Origin of the sequence: Chryseobacterium proteolyticum, from assembly GCF_046591535.1 — a bacterium.
GTDB classification, from domain to species: Bacteria; Bacteroidota; Bacteroidia; order Flavobacteriales; family Weeksellaceae; genus Chryseobacterium; species Chryseobacterium proteolyticum.
This window is the reverse complement of record NZ_JBJLWK010000001.1, coordinates 577,111-597,940: the sequence shown is the minus strand read 5'-3', so window position 1 is coordinate 597,940 and position 20,830 is coordinate 577,111. Positions and strand designations below refer to the sequence as shown.

General features: G+C 37.3%; 16 protein-coding genes and 1 pseudogene. 9 read left to right on the top strand and 8 right to left on the bottom strand.

What is annotated here, in order from left to right:
• Positions 1-23: 23 nt before the first annotated feature.
• The 3 genes from ACJ5H0_RS02690 to ACJ5H0_RS02680 all read right to left on the bottom strand — a co-directional run bounded on the left by ACJ5H0_RS02690 (position 24) and on the right by ACJ5H0_RS02680 (position 2,737).
• Complete coding sequence (locus ACJ5H0_RS02690; RefSeq protein ID WP_411247010.1) at positions 24-722, bottom strand: DsbA family oxidoreductase; 699 nt, start codon at positions 720-722, stop codon at positions 24-26.
• 106 nt (positions 723-828) lie between these two features.
• The gene (locus tag ACJ5H0_RS02685) at positions 829-2,016 is read right to left on the bottom strand and encodes an MFS transporter (protein ID WP_411247009.1); all 1,188 of its coding nucleotides are present in this window, start codon (positions 2,014-2,016) and stop codon (positions 829-831) included.
• A gap of 154 nt (positions 2,017-2,170) precedes the next feature.
• Positions 2,171-2,737 (bottom strand): CatA-like O-acetyltransferase, encoded by a 567-nt coding sequence (locus ACJ5H0_RS02680; protein WP_411247008.1) that lies wholly within the window; start codon positions 2,735-2,737, stop codon positions 2,171-2,173.
• A 377-nt stretch (positions 2,738-3,114) separates the two neighbouring features.
• On the opposite strand from ACJ5H0_RS02680, the gene ACJ5H0_RS02675 reads away from it, so the two are divergent.
• The 3 genes from ACJ5H0_RS02675 to ACJ5H0_RS02665 are packed head-to-tail and all read left to right on the top strand — an operon-like array spanning position 3,115 to position 5,502.
• Positions 3,115-3,957 (top strand): NAD(P)-dependent oxidoreductase, encoded by an 843-nt coding sequence (locus ACJ5H0_RS02675; RefSeq protein WP_411247007.1) that lies wholly within the window; start codon positions 3,115-3,117, stop codon positions 3,955-3,957.
• Positions 3,958-3,974: 17 nt separating this feature from the next.
• Complete coding sequence (locus ACJ5H0_RS02670) at positions 3,975-4,442, top strand: PPC domain-containing DNA-binding protein (protein ID WP_411247006.1); 468 nt, start codon at positions 3,975-3,977, stop codon at positions 4,440-4,442.
• Positions 4,443-4,470: 28 nt separating this feature from the next.
• Complete coding sequence (locus ACJ5H0_RS02665; RefSeq protein ID WP_172282789.1) at positions 4,471-5,502, top strand: LacI family DNA-binding transcriptional regulator; 1,032 nt, start codon at positions 4,471-4,473, stop codon at positions 5,500-5,502.
• On the opposite strand, the gene ACJ5H0_RS02660 is transcribed toward ACJ5H0_RS02665, so the two are convergent.
• From ACJ5H0_RS02660 to ACJ5H0_RS02640, 5 genes and pseudogenes are all read right to left on the bottom strand, one after another.
• The gene (locus tag ACJ5H0_RS02660; RefSeq protein ID WP_411247005.1) at positions 5,489-6,871 is read right to left on the bottom strand and encodes an MFS transporter; all 1,383 of its coding nucleotides are present in this window, start codon (positions 6,869-6,871) and stop codon (positions 5,489-5,491) included. The genes ACJ5H0_RS02665 and ACJ5H0_RS02660 overlap by 14 nt on opposite strands.
• 5 nt (positions 6,872-6,876) lie before the next feature.
• Positions 6,877-7,272 (bottom strand): glucuronate isomerase, encoded by a 396-nt coding sequence (locus tag ACJ5H0_RS02655; RefSeq protein WP_411247004.1) that lies wholly within the window; start codon positions 7,270-7,272, stop codon positions 6,877-6,879.
• Positions 7,247-8,251: a glucuronate isomerase gene (locus ACJ5H0_RS02650; protein WP_411247003.1), complete on the bottom strand. Its 1,005-nt coding sequence runs from the start codon at positions 8,249-8,251 to the stop codon at positions 7,247-7,249. The genes ACJ5H0_RS02655 and ACJ5H0_RS02650 overlap by 26 nt, the downstream gene beginning before the upstream one ends.
• 40 nt (positions 8,252-8,291) lie before the next feature.
• Positions 8,292-9,452 (bottom strand): annotated as a pseudogene (uxuA, locus tag ACJ5H0_RS02645) (mannonate dehydratase).
• 13 nt (positions 9,453-9,465) lie between these two features.
• On the bottom strand, positions 9,466-10,287 hold the full coding sequence (locus ACJ5H0_RS02640; RefSeq protein WP_411247002.1) for an SDR family oxidoreductase: 822 nt from the start codon (positions 10,285-10,287) through the stop codon (positions 9,466-9,468).
• A gap of 158 nt (positions 10,288-10,445) precedes the next feature.
• Between ACJ5H0_RS02640 and ACJ5H0_RS02635 the strand changes: the two genes are divergently transcribed.
• The 6 genes from ACJ5H0_RS02635 to ACJ5H0_RS02610 all read left to right on the top strand — a co-directional run bounded on the left by ACJ5H0_RS02635 (position 10,446) and on the right by ACJ5H0_RS02610 (position 20,825).
• Positions 10,446-11,351, top strand: coding sequence for a PfkB family carbohydrate kinase (locus ACJ5H0_RS02635; protein ID WP_411247001.1), 906 nt, complete (start codon positions 10,446-10,448; stop codon positions 11,349-11,351).
• Between the two features lie 108 nt (positions 11,352-11,459).
• Positions 11,460-12,044: a bifunctional 4-hydroxy-2-oxoglutarate aldolase/2-dehydro-3-deoxy-phosphogluconate aldolase gene (locus ACJ5H0_RS02630; RefSeq protein WP_411247000.1), complete on the top strand. Its 585-nt coding sequence runs from the start codon at positions 11,460-11,462 to the stop codon at positions 12,042-12,044.
• Between the two features lie 394 nt (positions 12,045-12,438).
• Positions 12,439-14,877, top strand: coding sequence for a M60 family metallopeptidase (locus ACJ5H0_RS02625; protein WP_411246999.1), 2,439 nt, complete (start codon positions 12,439-12,441; stop codon positions 14,875-14,877).
• A gap of 10 nt (positions 14,878-14,887) precedes the next feature.
• On the top strand, positions 14,888-17,875 hold the full coding sequence (locus ACJ5H0_RS02620) for a SusC/RagA family TonB-linked outer membrane protein (protein WP_411246998.1): 2,988 nt from the start codon (positions 14,888-14,890) through the stop codon (positions 17,873-17,875).
• A 17-nt stretch (positions 17,876-17,892) separates the two neighbouring features.
• Positions 17,893-19,620, top strand: coding sequence for a RagB/SusD family nutrient uptake outer membrane protein (locus ACJ5H0_RS02615; protein ID WP_411246997.1), 1,728 nt, complete (start codon positions 17,893-17,895; stop codon positions 19,618-19,620).
• A gap of 92 nt (positions 19,621-19,712) precedes the next feature.
• Positions 19,713-20,825 carry a glycoside hydrolase family 88 protein gene (locus ACJ5H0_RS02610; protein ID WP_411246996.1) on the top strand — a complete coding sequence of 371 codons (1,113 nt, stop codon included), beginning with the start codon at positions 19,713-19,715 and terminating at the stop codon, positions 20,823-20,825.
• The last annotated feature ends 5 nt before the right edge of the window (positions 20,826-20,830 follow it).

Here is a 20,830-nt window from a genome sequence, read left to right as displayed (position 1 = left end):
TTGTCTTCTGAATATTATATCAGTTAAATGCTGCATCCATCGGGACCACAGACATTTTCTCCATTAGAAAGATCTGTGAATGGAGAAACCGTTTCTTTATACGTTTGCTGGAGTGCATTTTCAAAAACTTCAACAGGTTGAGCGCCCGAAACAGCATACTTTCCATTTAAAACAAAAAATGGAACGCCGGTAATTCCATTATTTCTGGCTTGTTGGATGTCTTCATTGACTTCTGATGTCAATTCCTCTGAAGTTACTGCATGCTTTGCCTCCTCTTTATCAATACCCAGTGATTCTGCAATTTCTGCCAATGTATCAACATCCCCCACGTTTTTGCCATCAATAAAATGGGCGATGAACAGAGCTTCCTCCATTTCATTGGACTTGTTGTATTTTTTAGATAAATGCAACAATTTATGTGCAGGAAAAGTATTGGTTATAAGCGCAGTTTCAAAATTGAAATCAATACCAGCCCCTTTTCCTATTTGAGTAACCTGGCTGATCATTTGCGTAGCCTGGGCCTCAGGAAAGCCTTTTTTCTCTCTGAAGTAGGTAAGTGTATTCTTTGTTTCACCTGTATTTAAGGTAGGATCCAGCTGGAAGCTCTTCCACTCTACTTCTACCTGATCTTTGAATGGCAATTTTTGAAGAGCCTGTTCAAAATTATTTTTTCCTATATAACAAAACGGACACATAACGTCCGACCATATTTCTATTTTCATTGTAATTCTTGTTGTAATGTTCTGCAAAGTTACCATTTAATTTTAATGTAACAAAATTTATTACATTTAACTTGAATCTACTTCGTTTCACGAATAGAAACGCGGATTACAATGTTTTACTTACTTTCCTGCTAAAGATCAAATGAGCGATTAAAGCTAAGAGACCAAAGCTTACCCCAACGAAGCACACCCCTTCCCACTGTGCGTAATGCCATGCAACCGATGCCAGCCATGTTCCTAATGATCCACCGATAAAGTAGCAGACCATATAAACCGTATTCAGGCGGTTGACCGCATTGGTTCTGATCAGAAAATAACTGGTTTGATTCATAATATGACTGGATTGTACTCCGAGATCAACCAGGATGACTCCCACAATCAAACCCCAATACGTGTATCCTGCAAAATAGGTAAAAGCCCAGCTGCCTAAAACAATTAGTAATGAGTAAAATATGATTCTGTTGATATTCATGAACTTTTGGAATGCCCCGACTTTGGCTGCAGCTAAAGCACCTACTGCCCCCGCCAGACCAAAACTCCCTACCACAGATGAACCGGCATTAAATGGAGGTTTCTCCATATGAAAAACCAAAGTGGTGAATAAAGCACACATAGAGCCAAAAGCCATTGCGCCCCGGAAAGAGGCCAGTTGTAAAACAGGCTGTGCCCTTGCGAGATGAAATACAGAACGCATCAGATCTTTGTATGTTCCCTTAAAATTTGGTGAGAGCTCAGGAAGCATTTTATACACTGCAAACCAAACGAGTATCATCAAGCCTGCCGCAATACCAAAAACGGCCCTCCAACCCAGAATTTCTCCCAGGATTCCCCCTACAAACCTGGATAAGAGAATACCCAAAAGTAATCCGGACATTACCAATCCTATATTGGAAGACTTCTTTTCATCAGATGAAAGTTCTGCTGCGATAGGAACAAAAAGCTGCGGAATAACAGAGGTCATTCCGATCAGTAAGCTCGCAGCATACAGCATCCATAGTTGAGTAGCAAAGGTCATCCATAAAAGTGATCCGAAAACCAAAAGAAGATCAATCAAAATCAGTTTTTTACGGAAAAATTTATCACCCAACGGAACAATAAGAAGCAATCCCAGTGCATATCCTATCTGGGTCAGTACGGATATTTTGCTGGCAGCACTTTCTGAAATATGTACATCATTTGAAATGAGTGCCAATAGTGGCTGATTATAATAGTTGTTGGCAACTACCAACCCTGAAATAATAGCCATCAGCCATATCACAGTTCTGGAAATGCCCTGAGAAGAACTCGCCTGCATACTAACGTTTTAAATTCAAAATTAATTATAGAATAATGAGATAAGTATCTTTCCTGATTTCCGGAATCAAATCGAGGATTTAAATTCCGGTCAGAAAGAAAAAGAAACCTTTTAATTACCTGCAAAGATAATTCAATTACATTAAAATTATTCGTTACAAATCCAATTGTTTTTGAAATTCTTCAAAGTATTTTGCCAGATGAAGACCGTCTGCCAGACCATGATGAGCTTCTATGGAAACCGGTAAATATTTCCTTCCGTTACGGATGCTGTATTTTCCAAATGTGATTTTCGGAATAGATTCCGTCTTATCAAAATTCGTAGGATGCAGCAATGCACTGAAAGAATTCCAGGGAATAGTAGAATGTCTTATTAAAGCTTTGGTGACGGTATCAGTACTTAATCTTAATCCTGTAGAGTTTTGTACAGCCTGAATTTCTTTTTGTAATTCTTTATTGAAAACGTCAAAGCTTTCTGAAAAAGGAATATAAGAAAAACCAAAAGTTCCGTCTGCCCTGGCGATTGTACTTCCCGCATCGATGACATCGAAAATGACCACCTGGTCATCAACAATTCTCATTTTCAGTTCTTCAACAGAATTCACGGCAACCATCGATTTATGAAGGTAATAGGCAAAAAAAGAATGACCGTTAGTTTTTACAGTATCATAAGCTTTTGTACAATCCACTTCTGCTGTAAAACCAAAATAAGGACTTGCCATTTTTGAAAAAAAAATTAAAATGTTCTTTTCTGTTCCACTTTTCAACATCAATGATCTTCATTTTTATACTGCTTATTTTTTCTGCAAATTTCTGTAAGTTTTCTCATTATAAAAAATGTGAGGGTAATAAAATTGATTTTGGAATGCGTAATTTTGATACGTTGATTGTTGTTTGGATAGAAAAACACATTGTAAGGCTTAAGAAATAAGAAGTAAATTATGAATCCCGGATTTTAAATCAATGGTTACAGGATATGAAATCTGAGGCAGTTATGAATAACCATACATAATTATCATTATTTGTCTAATCTTTAAGCTGCATTTTCCAACTTTCAATTCATTATTAATACTTTTTACATTTTACAAAAAATAAAAATATGGAAGACGCAAAAATTGGATTCATCGGATTAGGAAATATGGGGCATCCCATGGCTAAAAATTTAGAAAAAGCAGGATTTCCTTTGTCTGTCTATAACAGAACCACCGAAAAAGCAAATGATTTTAAGGAGAAGTCAACCGTATATACCAAAGTTACTGAGCTGGTAAAAAACAGTGATGTTATTTTTACAATGCTGACCAATGATACAGCAGTGCGCCAGGTATATGAAGAAATTCTTTCAGAGGATATTCATGGAAAACTTTTCGTAGATATGAGTACCATTTCTCCACAAGCGACCAATGATATTTCCTCTGCAGTTAAGATAAAGGAAGCCGGTTTTATCGATGCACCTGTAGCAGGAAGTACCAAACCTGCAGCTGATGGAACATTGATCATCATGGCAGGAGGTGATGAAAAGGATCTTGATCGTGCACAACCTTATTTACAAAAGCTGGGAAAGATCAGACATTTAGGAGAAAACGGAAAAGGAATCGCTGCTAAGCTTTCGGTGAATTATTTTCTGTCTACGCTCTATCAGGGCCTTGCGGAAACGGTCTTATTTTCAGATAAATTGGGAATCGACAGGAAGGACATGCTTGATATCATTAATGAAAGTGCAAGTGGAAGTGGTGCCACAAAAGTAAAAACACCACTACTGATCAATGATGATTATGCACCGGCATTTGCCCTGGATCTGATGTTAAAAGATATCCTTTTAGCCCATAATGCAGGAGCTGATTATCCTTTATCAAAAACGCTTATTGAAACCTATCAATCTGCCCATGATGAAGGATTTGGAAAAGATGATGTTATCGGGATCATCAATTATCTTAAGAAATAATAAGTGTAAACTGAAATATGATGAGTACGAGTACTGCTATTTTAAAAGGAAATAACTGGACTGCTAAAAAAGTAAATTCCACTTATATTGTGAGTGTGAAAAACCATTCAGGTATTGTGGAAGCGTTGACCGATTTTGTAATAAATCAAGACATCAAATCGGGAGAAATAACAGGAATTGGTGCTGTAAGTGAAGCGACGCTTCGTTATTTTGTACCCTCAACAAAGAAATATGTGGATAAAACGTTCAATGAACAAATGGAAGTCTCTAATATTTCCGGGAATGTTTCTGAGCTCAACGGCCAGCCACTACTCCATTTGCATATCACGTTAGGCAGACAGGATTATACAGCTCTGGCAGGACATCTTTTGGATGCAAAAATTTGCGGTGCCGGAGAATTTATTTTTTATCCGCTGGATACCAGAATACTCAAGGTCAAAGATGTAGAAGTTGGGATTAACTTTTATGACTTTGAAAAGGAATAAGCTGAATCGATAAAAAGCAATTGATAGAATGACAAAAATTACCATAAAACATATTGCACAAAGTTTGGGACTTTCTGTTTCTTCAGTTTCTAAAGCTTTAAATGATAGTTATGAAATCAGTGAGGAAACAAAAATAAGAGTTCGGAACTACGCAAAAGAAAATCATTATAAACCCAATCGCTTAGCCAAAAGCTTAAAGGGAGGTCATTCCAATACGATTGGAGTAGTCGTCTGTTCTATCAACAATATTTTTGTTTCTCAAATTTTGGATGGAATACAAAAAGCTTCTTATGAGACAGAATATGATATTATCATCATGCAGAGTCATGAAAATGTAGAAAATGAAAAATCATGTATTGAGGCATTATTGAATAAAGGGGTGGATGGCATTTTACTAGCCCCTGTCAGTGAAACATCCAATACAGAATATTTGCGTCAAATCAATTCGGAAGTTTGTCCTGTTGTTTTGTTTGATCGTTTCAATCCTTCTTTAGAAACGATGAAAATAGGAGTTAATGAATATAAAGGAGCCTTGCAAGCTACTCAGCATCTCATCAGGATTAATCGAAAGAAAATAGTATTTATTACAGGATGTCAATTTGGAGAAAATAATCCACGAATTCAAGGATTTAAAAAAGCACTAAAAACCTTAGATATTCCTTTTTATCCCAAATTTATGCTTACCTGTAATCTTGAAAATAGTGAAATGATGGATCAACAAATTTCGCAGGCACTCACCGAATTATTAAAATCCAAGGTAAAGCCTAATGCTATATTTGGGGCTACGGGTGTGATTACAATCCGTGTCCTTGGGATTTTAGCTCAGATGAAGGTGAAAGTACCGGAGGAAATTGCCGTGATTGGATTTTCAAATTTTGATATGCCTTTTGCTCTTAATCCTTCTCTTTCAAGTATACGTCAACCTACACAAGAGATAGGTTTTACGGCTCTTACTAAACTTGTTGATTTGTTAAATATGGAACAACATAAAAGACATAGGGCTTATGAAACTATTTTATTGGATACTACAATTCATTTTAATAAATCTACAGATTTGTGATTTCTTCTATTCTGATGATTTTTGCTTTTGGGACAAGCAGTTTCATAATGATCCATGCCACAAGATAGGCAACAGCACAAGCTGAAAATACTAATGTATATCCTAGGTTGGGATCTTCGATACGGTGATAATAGTCAAAGACTTTTCCTACAAAAAAAGAAACGAGTGCTCCACCCATCCCGCCTGCCATGCCTCCAATTCCTGTAATACTTGCTGTTGCTGCTTTGGGAAATATATCCGAAGCAGTAGTGTATACATTGGCTGACCAGGCTTGGTGTGCAGAAGCTGCTAATCCGATTAAAATAACAGGAACCCAATACGATATTCCGGATAAAGGCTGAACTAAAAAAAGAACGATCAATGGAACTAAAGTAATATAAAACATTGCTTTCATCCTGCCATCATAAGGAGCAAATCCTTTATTGATAAAATACATGGACAGCCATCCTCCGCAAATGCTTCCGATCATGGTCATGGTATACAATACACTTAAAGGAAGTATAATATCCGAGCCTGAAAGATGGAATTTTTTGTTCAGGTAGGATGGCAGCCAAAACAAGAAAAACCACCATACCCCATCTGTTAGGAATTTGGCTAATGAGTATGACCAGGTTTGTTTAAACGTCAATAGCTTTAGCCAGGAGACTTTATATTCCTTTTCTTCTTCAGTTTTTATATCAGAAGTCGAATCTGATAATATATAGTTTAGCTCCTCAGGTGACAATCTTTTTTGTTTTACCGGGGTATCATAAAAAATCAACCATAAGATCAACCAGAAAAACCCTAAAGAGCCAATGATAATAAAAGCACTTTGCCAGCCATAATAATATGCCAGCCACGGAACTGTGAGCGGCGCGAGTATAGCTCCGACATTTGAACCTGAATTAAAGATTCCGGTAGCCAAAGCACGTTCTTTTTTTGGGAAGTATTCCGCGGTTGCCTTAATGGCTGCAGGGAAATTTGCGGATTCTCCCACACCAAGAATCAGACGTGCAATAATGAATCCCGTCACCGAAATAGAAAGTCCGCTGAAACCTAATACCCCTAATATTTGGACTGAAACCTCACCCATTGGGATTGCAAAAGCGTGAATAATAGCTCCGACAGACCAAATGACCAAAGCAATCGCATATCCTTTTTTCGTTCCCATTTTATCTACAAATCTGCCTGCCAGCAACATGAAAAAAGCGTAAGAAAGTTGGAAAATAGCTGTGATGATCCCATAATCTGAATTGGACCATTGAAATTGTTCTTCCAAAATAGGATGAAGCAAACTCAGAACCTGACGATCGAGATAATTAATGGTTGTTCCAAAAAATAGTAATGAACAAATAACCCATCTATAGTTTTTCACCCTATTGCTTTCCATAGCTTTTATAAATTGAAATAGTTTTTAATATTTTGATAACAAATATCTTTGATGACCGATCCGATAAAAGGAATATCATGAGGAAGATATCCCTTTCTGATATCATTGGCTAATAAATTACACAGTAGCCTGCGAAAATAATCGTGTCGGGAATACGAAACAAACGATCTCGAGTCTGTAGTCATTCCTATAAAAGTGCTTAATAAACCAATATTAGAAAGTTCATTTAGATGTTGTGTCATTCCATCGAGATGATCGAGAAACCACCACGCAGACCCTAATTGTATTTTTCCCTTAATTCCATCCCCTTGAAAATTTCCTATCATAGCTGCAAACAAAGCATTATCAGAGGGATTAAGATTATAGATAATCGTTTTAGCTAATTGTGCCTCTCCTTCCATGTGGCTTAGAAAAAAAAGAAAGTTGTGTAGCCTGGGCATAATCCCCAATGGAATCATATCCTTGATTAGAACCTGCAATCTTAGCTTTGTTAATATTTCCATCACGAAGAGCACCGAGATGGAATTGTTGTACCCAGCCTTTGTCATAATATAACTTGCATAATTCTGTTAAAACATAAAATGTGAAACTCGTATGAACTTTTTCTGCCTGGGAATCATCGCCATTCATTACCTGTTGAAAAATCTGATCTGTTTCTTCTATAGTGAAATGCGGAACCGGCATTGAGGGAAAGCTATGATCGGATGAGACACAGCCTGCCAGATGAAAATAATCAATTCTTTTTTTTAGCGCTGCAATCAGGGATTCAAAATTACTGATCTTCGTGTAGCTGACTTGTTCTAATTGTTGGATATAGTTTCTATAACCATCCCCCTGATTGATATTGAAAACTTGATCTGGTCGAAAAGAAGGAAGTACTTTTATGCCAGATTCTTCTTGCCTTAATTGTTGATGGTCCATGAGCGAGTCAATAGGGTCATCTGTGGTTCCCTGCATTTCCACATTAAAGTTTTGCAAAATTTTCCTCGGTTTAAAATCGTCACTTTGCAACTGCTCTAAAGTCTGGTTATAAATTCGATCTGCCGTATAAGGATTTAATAATTCTTTGATTCCAAAAGGATTTTTAAGTTCCATATGAGTCCAATGGAACAAAGGACTTCTTATAGTATAAGGTACTACCTCTGCCCACTTCCTAAATTTTTCCCTTGGATCTACCTCTCCGGTAATAAATAATTCCTCTACACCAAAAGCCCTCATTGCCCGCCATTTGTAATGATCATCCTGAAGCCATAGTTCAGTCATATTTTCAAATGGTTGATTACGGGCTAAAATATGCGGTGATAAATGAGAATGATAATCAATAATGGGCTGCGGAGCCGCGTAATCAAAATAGATCTTCTCTGCTACAGATGATTCCAAAATAAAATTATTTTGCAAGAAATATTCCATATAATATTGATTATTGTCCTAAAATTCCCATTTCGAGTCCCCTTAGTTCTGCCAGTCCCCGCAATCTGCCGATCGCAGAATAGCCCGGATTGGTTATCTTATTCATATCATCCATCATTTGATGGCCGTGATCCGGCCTGAATGGAATTGGAATGCTTCTTTTTTGATTTTCAGTAGTAATCGCTTTCATAATATGATACATATCTACATCACCATTCAGATGATCTGCTTCGTAAAAACTTCCGATTTTATCCTTTTTGACATTGCGGAGATGGATAAAATTTACCCGGTCTTTTACCAAATCAAAGATCTCAGGAATATTATTATGGATACCGGCTCCTAACGATCCGGTACAGAAACAAACACCATTGAACTCATCATTTATGGTGTTTAACAGATACTCAAAGTCTTCTTTATGACTTAAAATTCTTGGCAATCCAAGAATAGGATAAGGAGGATCATCAGGATGAATGGTCATTTTTATTTTCTCTTTCCGGCAAACAGAAGCGATAGATTCTAAGAAATGTTTTAAATTGGCCCGCAATCCTTCAGTTCCGATATTTTATAGACGTCTATACTCTTTCTGAGGCTTTCCAGAGTAATGTTCTTTTCTCCTGGTATTCCCATTAAAATATTTTCAGACAATACTTTACGCTCTTCCGCTGTTATGCTTTTCTTTTTTTTTATCAACCGCTTTTAAGATCGGGTCCGAATAGTCATTGATGGCGCCTTCACGTTGTAACAGGTGTATATCGAAGTAAGCAAGATCAATCCAATCGAAATACAATGCTTTTGAACCATCTTCCATTTCTAAATCCAATTGAGTTCTTGTCCAGTCTAAAACCGGCATAAAATTGTAGCAAATCGTTTTGATATGGCAGGCACTTAGATTGGCTAATGTTTGACAGTAATTTTTTATATATTTTTCTGAATCTCCCGACCGGGTTTTTATGGATTCATGAACCGGAACGCTTTCAACAACCGACCAGGTTAATCCGGAGGATTCTATCATTTCTTTTCGCAGGATAATTTCTTCTTTTGTCCATATTTCCCCATGAGGAATGTGGTGTAGTGCTGTTACAATTCCTGTAGCACCTGCTTGCTTTGCATGTTGTAAGGATACAGGGTCCTTAGGACCATACCATCTCCATGTTTGTTCCAATTTATTCATTCTTAATTTTATTTTAAACACCGCTCCATGCACTAAATCCACCATCTACAAATATCGTTTCTCCATTCACAAATACCGATGCATTACTGAGCAGATAAACCAATGTTCCTTGTAATTCTGTGGGGAGTCCAAGCCTTGAGAATGGAGTATGATTGATAAATTTTTGCGCCCTCGAAGTATAGTTTCCATTTTCATCAGTCAGGAGATTCTTATTTTGGATCGTAAGAAATACACCAGGAGCAATGGCATTCATGCGAACCTGGTCTCCGTAACGAAGTGCCAGTTCTGTTGCCATCCATTTGGTGTATCCTTCAATACCATGTTTGGCAACAGTATAGCCTAATACACGGGTTAAAGAGCGGTCTGCTGCCAAAGAGGAAATGTTTACAATAGCTCCTTTGCCTTTTTCTGCAATCACCTGACCCAGAATATGGGTTGGGATCATAGTCCCATAAAGATTGAGTTCAATAGCTTTTCTTATATTATGCAGATCTAAAGAAAACAGATCCTGTTCAGGTTCTAATGTTGAACCGGCAATATTTCCTCCCGCGGCATTCACCAATCCATCTATTGTCCCAAACCTGGTAAGAATTTCTTCTCTTGCTCTTACCATATCTTCTTCATGTAAAACATCCCCTATGACAACCAATGCTTCCGCACCTAGACTTTCGGCCAAGATTTTCCGCTCATTTGCTCTGGCTTCAGACTTTCCCATGATGACAACCTTGGCACCGGCTTCCGCTACCGCAGTTACAAAAGCCTCTCCCAAGACTCCTGTTGCTCCGGTTATAACAATTACTTTATCTTGTAATGAAAATTGATTTAATATTCCCATCGGCTTGCATATTATAGAGGGTGTAATGTAAATACAAATTTTTATTTCAGATCTATTTTTTTAAATTACCTACTAAAACGTATTCGTAACTTTTTGCTGTCATATTTTTAAATAGCGTTATAGATCTTTATTTTTACTTTATCAATATTTGAATTTTTATGCACAAAGTACTTTCGTTGGGTGAACTGCTTTTAAGATTTGAGACGTATGCAGATCCGGAAATATCGGAAGCCTCCTCTGGTTTGTTTAAAATGTATCCCGGGGGATCAGAAGCCAATGTTTCTGTAGTATTATCCACATTGGAAATCCCGGTTTCTTATTTTACGGCAGTTCCTGATCATATATTAGCAAAAAATGCTTTGGAAGTACTCGAACATAAAGGGGTTGATATTTCTAAAGTTTTAATTCAGGGAGATCGGATAGGTTTATATTTTTTAGAGGGATACAACGGTCTCACCACCGGCGAAGTAGTTTATGATCGAAAGTTTTCTTCATTTTACAATATAGATGAAGAATACCTTGACTGGGATCAATTATTCGAAGGATGTACATGGTTTCACTGGAGTGCCATTACTCCTTCTCTATCGGAAAGATGGATTCACATCATGAAAAAAGTTTTAAAGGAAGCCAAAAAGAGGAATCTGTTTATTTCAGTAGATCTAAATTATCGCAACAGATTATGGGACTTTGGAATAGATCCTAAAGAGGCAATGCTCGAATTGGTAACATTTTGTGATGTCATTATGGGAAATATCTGGTCATCCCACCTCATGTTAGGAACTTCAATACAAGAAGATTTTGATAGAAATACCTCTAAACAAGATTATTACATTTTTTCCGAGAAATTAAGCCTGGAAATCTTCACTCAATTTCCACAATGTCAACATATTGCTAATACATTCAGGTTTATGGATCATCCGAAACATAACCTCTTCTATGGAACTTATCACACCCGGGACGGAAACTGGATTTCTGAGTCTTATGAAACAATGGAGGTGGTAGATAGAATTGGTAGTGGAGACGCTTTTATGGGGGGGATTGATTTATGGAATTTGTCAGAATAATAACTCCAAGGAGATTATAGACTTTGCAACACGCATGGGATTTGAAAAATTATTTATTCCCGGTGATTTTTATAGCAAGATAATATAAGTAACAATCCTTTCATAATTATGAATACCATTATCAACACGATCGAAGCCTACCCTATTATTCCTGTATACTATCATAATGATCCTGCACGATGCATTGAAGCGTTTAATAGGTCATATCAGGCAGGAATCCGGGTTTTTGAATTTGTCAACCGGGGAGAGAAAGCAGAAGAAAACTTTAAAAAAATAGTGGATTACCGCGACAAGTATGCTAAAGAAATAGTTTTGGGGGCTGGTACCATTACATCACGAAAGCAAGCGGAAACCTTTATCGGCTTAAATGCTGATTTCCTTGTTAGTCCTGTAGTACTTCCCGAGATCGCGGAAGCAGCAGCTATTCATCATAAAATATGGATTCCGGGAGCTATGACACCCACAGAGATTGCTATATGCTCGAATCTTGGAGCAAAAATGATCAAAATATTTCCGGCCAGTGTTATTGGGACTTCTTTTTTAAAAGGAATCAAACCTTTATTTCCCCATTTAAAATTTATGGTTACAGGAGGAATACCGTTAGAGATTGAGGAGATAAAAAAAATGGTTCGCGGCGGGTGCTTCAGCAATAGGGTTAGGAGAAGCTTTATTGAAACTATTAGAATCCCCTGACGAATTCCACAAATTGATCAATACTCTAATTTATAGTAAATAAACGCAATTTTTGGTAAGGCTTAAATGATTATCCTAAGCCCTACCAATTAAAAAATCAATTTTCTTACATCAAAAAAAGGATTCCATATCTGTTATTTTTAGTAGGTTAATACTTGTATCATAGTAATTTACAGTGGTATTCTTTCCATATTATGATAACTATAACGTTTTCGTGAAAATATTTTTAAATAATATTTCGTAAGTAATTAATAATCATATGATTGTGTTTAGATGATCGTTTTTAAAGGCGTGAAACAAATGTTAGAAAATAAAGGTAAAGAATAACAATACTCATAATAATTGTATTATTGATAATTAATGTTTCATTTACGAATCAAAAAAACAATGTATTATGAAAAAAAATGTATTTTTTACAATTTTGCTATTTTTGTTATTGGCCAAAGGAAATGTTGTATTTGCTGAAAAAAACAAATTAAATAGCATAGAGAGCTTTACAATAGAAAGTTCAGATGTATATAATAACAGTATTGAACTAACGCAAGTTACAAGTACAGAGGTGGAAATAAAAAGGTTGAGACAGGTACAGAAAAAATTTGACCATATAGTTACAGGCTTTTATCTTCCGGCAGGCAAAACATTGAAGCTTAATGTTGAGATTCTAACTCCGTCTTCAGACAACCGTATGCCTGCTCTGGTTATTGGAACGAGAATAAAAGACGGTTCCAATGTAAAAGAAATCCCTTTACAGCTTGGTCTCAATACCATTTCTTCAAGTCAACATTCTGGTGGAATCATCTACCTACGCTATATTACTAATGGAAACAATCCTACAGGAAAGGCCAGAGTTACTTTTGCTCAAACAGGAAGTCAACATGTAAAGCATCCCTACTATGTTTTAGGGACCAGTACGATCGATGAGTTTAAACAACAATTGACAAACTATGGCTATACAGATGTGGTATTTGCCAATAGAAATGCGATCATTGTTGTTAATAAAGCAAATGTGGAAAAATACTCTCTTACCAATTATAACAACAAGCCTCATAATATAGACGAATGGCTTAAATCTATAGAAAGAATATTTGATGCCCAGAGGGATATAAGCGGCGTAAGCAGTGACGATCCAAATCCGCTTCACAAGCCGATGAATACTCGTCATAGAAACCTTATGGTTGAAGCGAACAGCGGATACATGTTTGCCACAGATTATGGATCCGGATATAATGGGAGTAACGACGGGGCTATGCAAAGATTGCTTACCCAATACCAAATAGAAAATAACCCTTGGGGAATTTCTCATGAGTTAGGTCATCAAAACCAGCAAAGTGCTTATAAACCTGGCGAATATACAGAGACTACGGTTAATTTTTATTCTATGGCTGTAATGAGAAGTTTTTTCGGAGCCAACTGGCAAAAATGGGATCAGTCAGTTTGGGATAAAGTACATAATAATTGGTTTCCCCAACCCGATGCTAATCGTAATTACTGGGGAAATGAAATCGGAAATGTTTACCAAAATGTTAATGAAAGTCGTTTGATATTTTTGGCTCAATTACAATATATTTTTGGGGATGAGCTTACCAAGCTATTGCACAGAATAACAAGAGAAGAAGAAAAAGACGGAAGTAGTAATGATGAAAGAAAGTTCTATTTTTTGTATAAAATCATGGAAATTTCGGGATACGATCTTCGGGATTTATATTACAAATGGGGACTGTTTATTCCAGCCTATTATCAGGAGAAGATAGACAAGCTTGTTTCCGATAAGCAACTTCCTAAACCTCCTTACAATGATAATCTATACCTCACAACTCCTTTCTCTTCTCCGGATCCCGGCATGACCTATCCATTACCTTTAATAGGAATTAAAAGCTCTTCTCCAGCATCAGCTGATGTACAACCTGGCAACCAACTTGCCTCTAAATTAAAATACTGTAATTACGATAGTAAAAATGGTGAGGTTACCGACGTTAGAGATGGTAAAAAATATGCCTATAAGCGTTATGGGAATACCGATTGGTTTATGGAGAATCTCAATTGGAATGGCTATGATGGAAATAATGCAGCAACCAATAATACGGTGGGGGTAGCAGTTCCAGGAGATTCTGAAGGAAAAGTATATGGAAGATACTACCCTACCAATGCTTTCAATGCATCAAAAAGCTGGTGTCCTAACGGATGGGATGTTGCCAATACCCAGGACTGGAAAAATCTGTTCACCAGTATTAAGCAAGAATACAATACAACTGATGACCAACTTGCTCCCATGATGAAATGTGGAGAAGACCGGGATCGTGTAAGTGATGGACTTTGGGCAAAAGGACCAATGACAATTCAGAATGCCAATGCCAATACAGTAGGCTTCAATGCTCTTCCTGCCGGTGTTTATAATAATGATCAACAATCTTACGATGGCGGAGATCAGATGGGAATGAAAGCCAGTTTCATAGACGAATCGTCAACCTGGTATCATAACTTCAGTACTGCTGAATCCAATATATGGGAAAATGGGAACAAGAATTCCAGACATTATGCATCTATTCGTTGTGTAAGACCTACTCAATCTGGTACCGCGAAACTCATATCTGCCAATGAAGAAGCAGAGGTTTATCCGAATCCCGCAAAAGATGTGATCAATATAAAGCTTCCGGCTAAACAAAACGGGACCGTGAAAATATACAATGCATGGGGTAATATTGTGAAATCTATGAAAACCAATCTGAATAGTAGAACTATAAGCTTTGATGTGAGCACTTTACTTCAGGGCACCTATTTTATTCATATAGAATCCGAAACCGGCACTACAATCTCAAAGTTTATTAAAAACTAAATAACAGGTCATGAAATCTGCATCGAATTCTTTATGGTATAAAAACGGAGTGTTTTTCTTCCTCTTTCTAGGTATCGGAAGCCCTTTAATGGGTCAGAAGCTAACAGAAAAGAAAAAAGACACTCTAAAATCCAAGGACATAGACGAGGTAATTGTAGTGGGCTATGGAAAGCAAAAAAAACTTACATTAACAGGAGCCGTGTCTACGGTGGGCCCGGAAATTTTAGAAGACAGACCCGTGACAAATATAGGCCGGGCACTTCAGGGAGCATCTCCTGGTTTAACCATCACACGGTCATCAGGAAGACCAGGGAATGAAAATATAAACATAGAAATCAGAGGGGCAACAACTGCAAATGGAACAGTTGAACCACTCTATATTATTGATAATGTGGTGGCCTCTCAAAATACCTTTTTAGCTTTAAACCCTAATGATATTGCAAGCATTAGTACATTAAGGGATGGTGGAGCTGCTGCTATTTACGGATCAAGAGCTGCAGGTGGAGTTATTATTGTAACCACAAAAACGGGTAAAAAAGGAAAAATGCAGGTTTCCTATCAATCCTCAATGGCAGTCCAGTACCCTATCAATCTACCTAAAAGAGTATCATTACTACAAGAGGCGGAATATGCAAATTTGGCAAGAGCCAATGCCGGACTGCAACCTGAATATTCTTCCATAGACATGGATTATATAAGAAGAGGAATTGAATATGTTACAGATCCGAATAATCCTAATAGATACATCACTTATAATCAGAAGAACATCCCGGATATGATTCTGAGGAAATCCTATAATATGTATCAGAATAATATTGATTTTAGTGGAGGCTCGGAGAAAATCACCTTTATGGCTTCGGTGGGCAACCTTTTACAGGATGGTATGATAAGAATCGGAGAAGATAATTATAGCCGATGGAATTACAGGTTAAACCTCAGTGCACAGCTCAACAAATATATTACACTGGACTTAAGGTCTTCCTATACGAGCCAATATCAGAAAAAAGCTGTTGATGGTGGTTATGGACTGGAGACCGGCGGAAATGGAATATTCCGTCAGCTTTATACAGCCAGGCAACGGTTTCCGGTGTACACGGAAGATGGCAGGTATTATATCAGCGGCACTTCATCTATTTTCGCTTATGCATTATTAAAGGACGGAGGATTCGACAGGTTAACGCAGAATACATTATCTAATGTGGGAACAATTACCTTTAAAAATATGGTAAAAGGATTAGAGCTAAAAGCTATTTATGGGCGCGAAAACTTTGACTCTAATGAAAATATTTTCAGAAGAACGGTAGTTTTCTATGATAAAGGACCTGCAATTGTGGGAAGACAGAATAATCCCAATTCCTATGAAGTACAAAAACGTAGTGATATAAGACAAAATGTTCAATTCCTAGCAGATTATGACCTTAAGCTCAATAAACATCATTTCCATTTTATGGGCGGTTTTCAGTACGAAGATTACAGATATGATTTGTTAACTGCCAGAACCAGCAATTTATATGTCAATGATAATCCAGCCCTAGGTTTCACCGGAGATCCAAAAAACAAAACCAATAATCAAAACATCAATACATTTGCTCTTCAGGCATTTTTTGGAAGGTTTAACTATAACTTTAACGAGAAATATATCTTTGAAGCAACATTAAGAAGAGATGAAAGCTCCAGACTGGCACCGGGAGCAAATAGAGCGAAAGCGTTTCCTTCCTTCTCTTTAGGCTGGAATATGCAAAAAGAAGACTGGTTCAAGAATACATTGGGATTTATTAATGAATTTAAGCCAAGACTTACATGGGCTAAAGTAGGCAGCCAGACAGGAATTTCTTATTACGACTTTTTGAGATCCTTGTCTTCAGGAAGTGATATTATTCTGGGAGTAGACAGGACAACCTATTTGTATCAATCAAGAATTCCATCGCCTACCTTGGCCTGGGAAACGATAGAAACCAGAAATATAGGGGTAGATTTTGGTTTATTCAATAATAAGCTTACCGGTAGTTTTGATTATTATAATAAATTCAACAAAAATATGCTGGTAGGAATTAATTTACCTGGAACAATAGGTATTTCTACCCCGCGTGTCAATGGCGGAGAATTAAAAACCTGGGGTTGGGAAGCGTCCTTACAATATAAAGGGAAAATTGGACAGGACTTCAAATTCAGTGTAATGGCGAATGTGTATGACAGTGATAACAAAGTAATTCGTTATGATGGTGGAAAAGACATCATTCAGTTAGGATTAAATCGGGTTGATGTGGATCAGAATATATATAATCTTATTGAAGGATACTCTCTGAATACAATTTGGGGATATAAGACAAACGGCTATATACAAACTGCAGAACAGCTTAAAAATGCACCCAGTTATTCGAATCTGAATAATATGCCGGGAGTGGTACCGGGGCTGGGAGATATTCTCTATGTAGATCAAAACGGAGATGGAAAGATTAGTCCTGGTGGTGGAAGATTGGGAGACAGAGGAGATCTTGTTTACTTGGGGAACACCAATCCAAGGTATTTGTTTGGACTTAATATATTCATGAACTGGAAAAATATTGACTTTAGCCTTTTCGTACAAGGCGTGGGTAAACGTAATATTATGCCCAGCTCAGAGCTTATCTTTCCTCAGCAGCAACCATGGTATCAGCCATTGTCTATCCATATGGATTATTGGACACCAGATAATCCTAATGCAGCATTTCCAAGACCTTTTCTGAATGCAGGACAGAATAATATCCCATCAGACAAATGGGTGGTTAATGCTGCTTATGCAAGACTGAAAAATGTTCAGATTGGGTATTCTTTATCACAAAATGATCTCAAAGGAATGCCTATTAACAGGTTAAGAGTTTATATCACGGGAGAAGACTTATTGACATTTTCCAGATTAGGAGTGTTTAAAGGTGTTATAGATCCGGAGCAACCTTACAATGGTATTAATTACCCTTTTTCGGCTTCAGTAGCACTTGGGGTAAATGTTGATTTTTAACGATAAAAAAAATTAATATGAAATTCAAATATAAAATAATGATAGGGTGTTTTACAGCTTTTATGCTGATGAGCTCATGTAATATTGACAGGCTTCCGGAGACCAGTCTTGTGGATCAGAATTTCTGGAATAATGAAAATGATGTTAAACTGGCAGCTAATTATTTCTATAAAAAATTACCGGAACTTAATGCCAGTCAGAGTATAGAGGACGTATGGGGAGATAATCTGGCAAGGAATACAAGTGCTGATAAAATTAGTGATGGCTCGCGGGTTACCCCGGCAACATCTGAGGATTATGATTATAGTCTGATTTTTGCGACTAATAATCTTCTGGAAAAAGCTCCGGGAGTAATTGCAAAAGGAGGTAAAGAGGCGGATATTAATAATTATGTTGGTGAGGCCTATTTTTTTAGAGCATTTGCCTATTACAAAATGTTTATAAGATTTGGAGGAGTGCCTTTAATTCTGAAGACTATGAATATTGATGATCCTGATATATATCTGCCGAGAGCTGCAAGAGATGAAGTATTGGACCAAATATACAGTGATTTGGATAATGCTATTTCAAAACTGAAAACAATAGATCAATTAGGCACTGTGGATTATGGAAGAGTATCTAAAACCGCAGCACAGGCATTGAAGGCCAGAATAGCACTGTTTGAAGGAACGAGATGCAAATTTCATGGTTACGGAGACGCTAAAAAACATTTGACTATTGCAAAGGAAATGTCAGCTGCTGTAATGAATTCAGGGTTACATAGCTTATTAAATACACCTAAAAGCGGCCCGAATGGTGAAATTCAGAATGATGCCTATTATAATCTATTCCAGGAAGCTGGAGATGGCAGGGCAAATAAAGAAAATATATTGGTCAGAATCTATGGGAATGACCCAACAAATAACATTACATCCACTACTATTCAAAGAACTTTTGAAGGTGGAAATGCAGGGCCTACACAATCTCTCGCTGCATCATATCTAATGGCAGACGGTTTACCAATAGATAAATCCCCTTTATATACAGCTCCGAACTCAACAACAAAACATGCGGAATACTTTAATAAAAAAGATCCAAGAATGTCTTTCTCGTTTATGAAAAGAGGAGATGAATTTACCTCTAGTGAATATACAACACCTAATGCGACGCTTTCCAGAACAGGATATACGGTTAGAAAATATGCTAACGCTATAGCATGGAAGGATCAAAGGTCTTTTATTGACCGGGCAATTATTCGCTATGCTGAAGTATTGCTTACTTATGCGGAGGCAGTGTATGAGTCAGACGGAGCTATTTCAGACGGGGATCTTGATAAAACCATAAATCTGCTGAGGGCAAGATTGCCACAGATCAATATAGGGACAACAGCAGCACCTAATTATGTATCTATGCCAAAGCTGACTAATATATTTGTTGCAAGTAACGGATTAAATATGAGAGAAGAAATCAGAAGAGAACGAAGAGTAGAGCTTGCATTCGAGGGATTAAGATATTGGGATTTGCTCAGATGGAAAACAGCTGAAACGGAGCTGCCTAAATCGGTTACCGGAAGTTATTTGTTCACAGAAATGCTTAACCCTGGTACGGGAGGCTGGGCTCCTAACACTGCAGTAGATGCGAATAATTATATTCTGATCCAAGCCGCAAGCAATAGAACATTCGATCCGCAAAAAGATTACTTGTGGCCATTGCCCACTTCAGAGATTGCCAAAAATCCTAAAATCAAACAAAATCCCGGCTGGTAAAATATGTTCTATGAAATCAGGTACCCAATACAAAATACTATTATGTTTTTTTTTATCTGCTCTATGCTTTTATTCCTGCCCAAAAAATAAAAATGGGCGCTCTCATAGAAGATAATTTTAAACAGGCTGCAAAACAGTATAAGATCCTTATGAAAGTTATTCCTGAGGACAAACTTCCTCAAACTTATGACTCTATCAATAAAAAAGTCGTTAGTTATGAGCGGACCTGGTGGTGTACAGGCTTTTATCCTGGCTCTTTATGGTATATTTATGAGCAGACCCAAGATCCTGTTATCAGAAAAGAGGCGGAAAGAGCACTCAACATTATAGCGCCTAATCAAACCTACACCGGAAATCATGACCTGGGTTTTATGATGTTTTGTAGTTTTGGAAATGCATACAGGTTGACGGGAAATCCAAAATATAAGGAGATCATCTTTCAATCAGCTGCTTCTTTATCCAGCAGGTATAAACCGGCAGCAAAAGTTATCCAGTCATGGAATAGCAGCAAAAAATTTGACGGCCCGGTGATCATTGACAATATGATGAATCTTGAACTTTTGAATTGGGTCAGTCAAAACGGTGGAGATTCAAAATATCAGGAAATAGCGGTTACCCATGCCAATACTACATTAAAGAATCACTTTCGTCCGGATTATAGTTCTTACCATGTAGTAGATTATAATATGAATACAGGTGAAGTCATTAAAAAGAAAACTTTTCAGGGATATTCTGATGAATCAGCGTGGGCAAGAGGGCAAGGTTGGGGATTGTATGGCTATACCATGATGTATCGTTTTACGAAGGATCCAAAATATTTGAAGCAAGCTCAAAATATTGCCAATTTTATATTGACGAATCCGAATTTACCGGAAGACAAGATTCCTTACTGGGATTTTAATGATCCTAAAATCCCGGACGTACCACGGGATGCTTCAGCAGGAGCATTGATCGCTTCTGCCCTGCTGGAGCTTGGTCAATACACACCAGAGCCCGAAAAAGCAAAATATCTTGATGTTGCAAAGCAAATAATTATATCTTTATCAGGCCCGAAATATAGGTCTGCTATAGGAGAAAATGGAGGCTTTATCCTCAAGCACAGTACTGGAGCACTTCCATTACACTCAGAAATTGATGTTCCGCTCATCTATGCAGATTATTACTTTTTGGAGGCTTTAAAACGTTATCAAGACTGGTATCTTTAATCATC

What these genes read in the sequence shown, in the direction of transcription:
- ACJ5H0_RS02690 (WP_411247010.1), bottom strand. Translation starts at nt 722, where the DNA reads ATGAAAATAGAAATATGGTCGGACGTTATGTGTCCGTTTTGTTATATA.
- ACJ5H0_RS02685 (WP_411247009.1), bottom strand. Translation starts at nt 2,016, where the DNA reads ATGCAGGCGAGTTCTTCTCAGGGCATTTCCAGAACTGTGATATGGCTG.
- ACJ5H0_RS02680 (WP_411247008.1), bottom strand. Translation starts at nt 2,737, where the DNA reads ATGGCAAGTCCTTATTTTGGTTTTACAGCAGAAGTGGATTGTACAAAA.
- ACJ5H0_RS02675 (WP_411247007.1), top strand. Translation starts at nt 3,115, where the DNA reads ATGGAAGACGCAAAAATTGGATTCATCGGATTAGGAAATATGGGGCAT.
- ACJ5H0_RS02670 (WP_411247006.1), top strand. Translation starts at nt 3,975, where the DNA reads ATGATGAGTACGAGTACTGCTATTTTAAAAGGAAATAACTGGACTGCT.
- ACJ5H0_RS02665 (WP_172282789.1), top strand. Translation starts at nt 4,471, where the DNA reads ATGACAAAAATTACCATAAAACATATTGCACAAAGTTTGGGACTTTCT.
- ACJ5H0_RS02660 (WP_411247005.1), bottom strand. Translation starts at nt 6,871, where the DNA reads ATGGAAAGCAATAGGGTGAAAAACTATAGATGGGTTATTTGTTCATTA.
- ACJ5H0_RS02655 (WP_411247004.1), bottom strand. Translation starts at nt 7,272, where the DNA reads ATGGAAGGAGAGGCACAATTAGCTAAAACGATTATCTATAATCTTAAT.
- ACJ5H0_RS02640 (WP_411247002.1), bottom strand. Translation starts at nt 10,287, where the DNA reads ATGGGAATATTAAATCAATTTTCATTACAAGATAAAGTAATTGTTATA.
- ACJ5H0_RS02635 (WP_411247001.1), top strand. Translation starts at nt 10,446, where the DNA reads ATGCACAAAGTACTTTCGTTGGGTGAACTGCTTTTAAGATTTGAGACG.
- ACJ5H0_RS02630 (WP_411247000.1), top strand. Translation starts at nt 11,460, where the DNA reads ATGAATACCATTATCAACACGATCGAAGCCTACCCTATTATTCCTGTA.
- ACJ5H0_RS02625 (WP_411246999.1), top strand. Translation starts at nt 12,439, where the DNA reads ATGAAAAAAAATGTATTTTTTACAATTTTGCTATTTTTGTTATTGGCC.
- ACJ5H0_RS02620 (WP_411246998.1), top strand. Translation starts at nt 14,888, where the DNA reads ATGAAATCTGCATCGAATTCTTTATGGTATAAAAACGGAGTGTTTTTC.
- ACJ5H0_RS02615 (WP_411246997.1), top strand. Translation starts at nt 17,893, where the DNA reads ATGAAATTCAAATATAAAATAATGATAGGGTGTTTTACAGCTTTTATG.
- ACJ5H0_RS02610 (WP_411246996.1), top strand. Translation starts at nt 19,713, where the DNA reads ATGGGCGCTCTCATAGAAGATAATTTTAAACAGGCTGCAAAACAGTAT.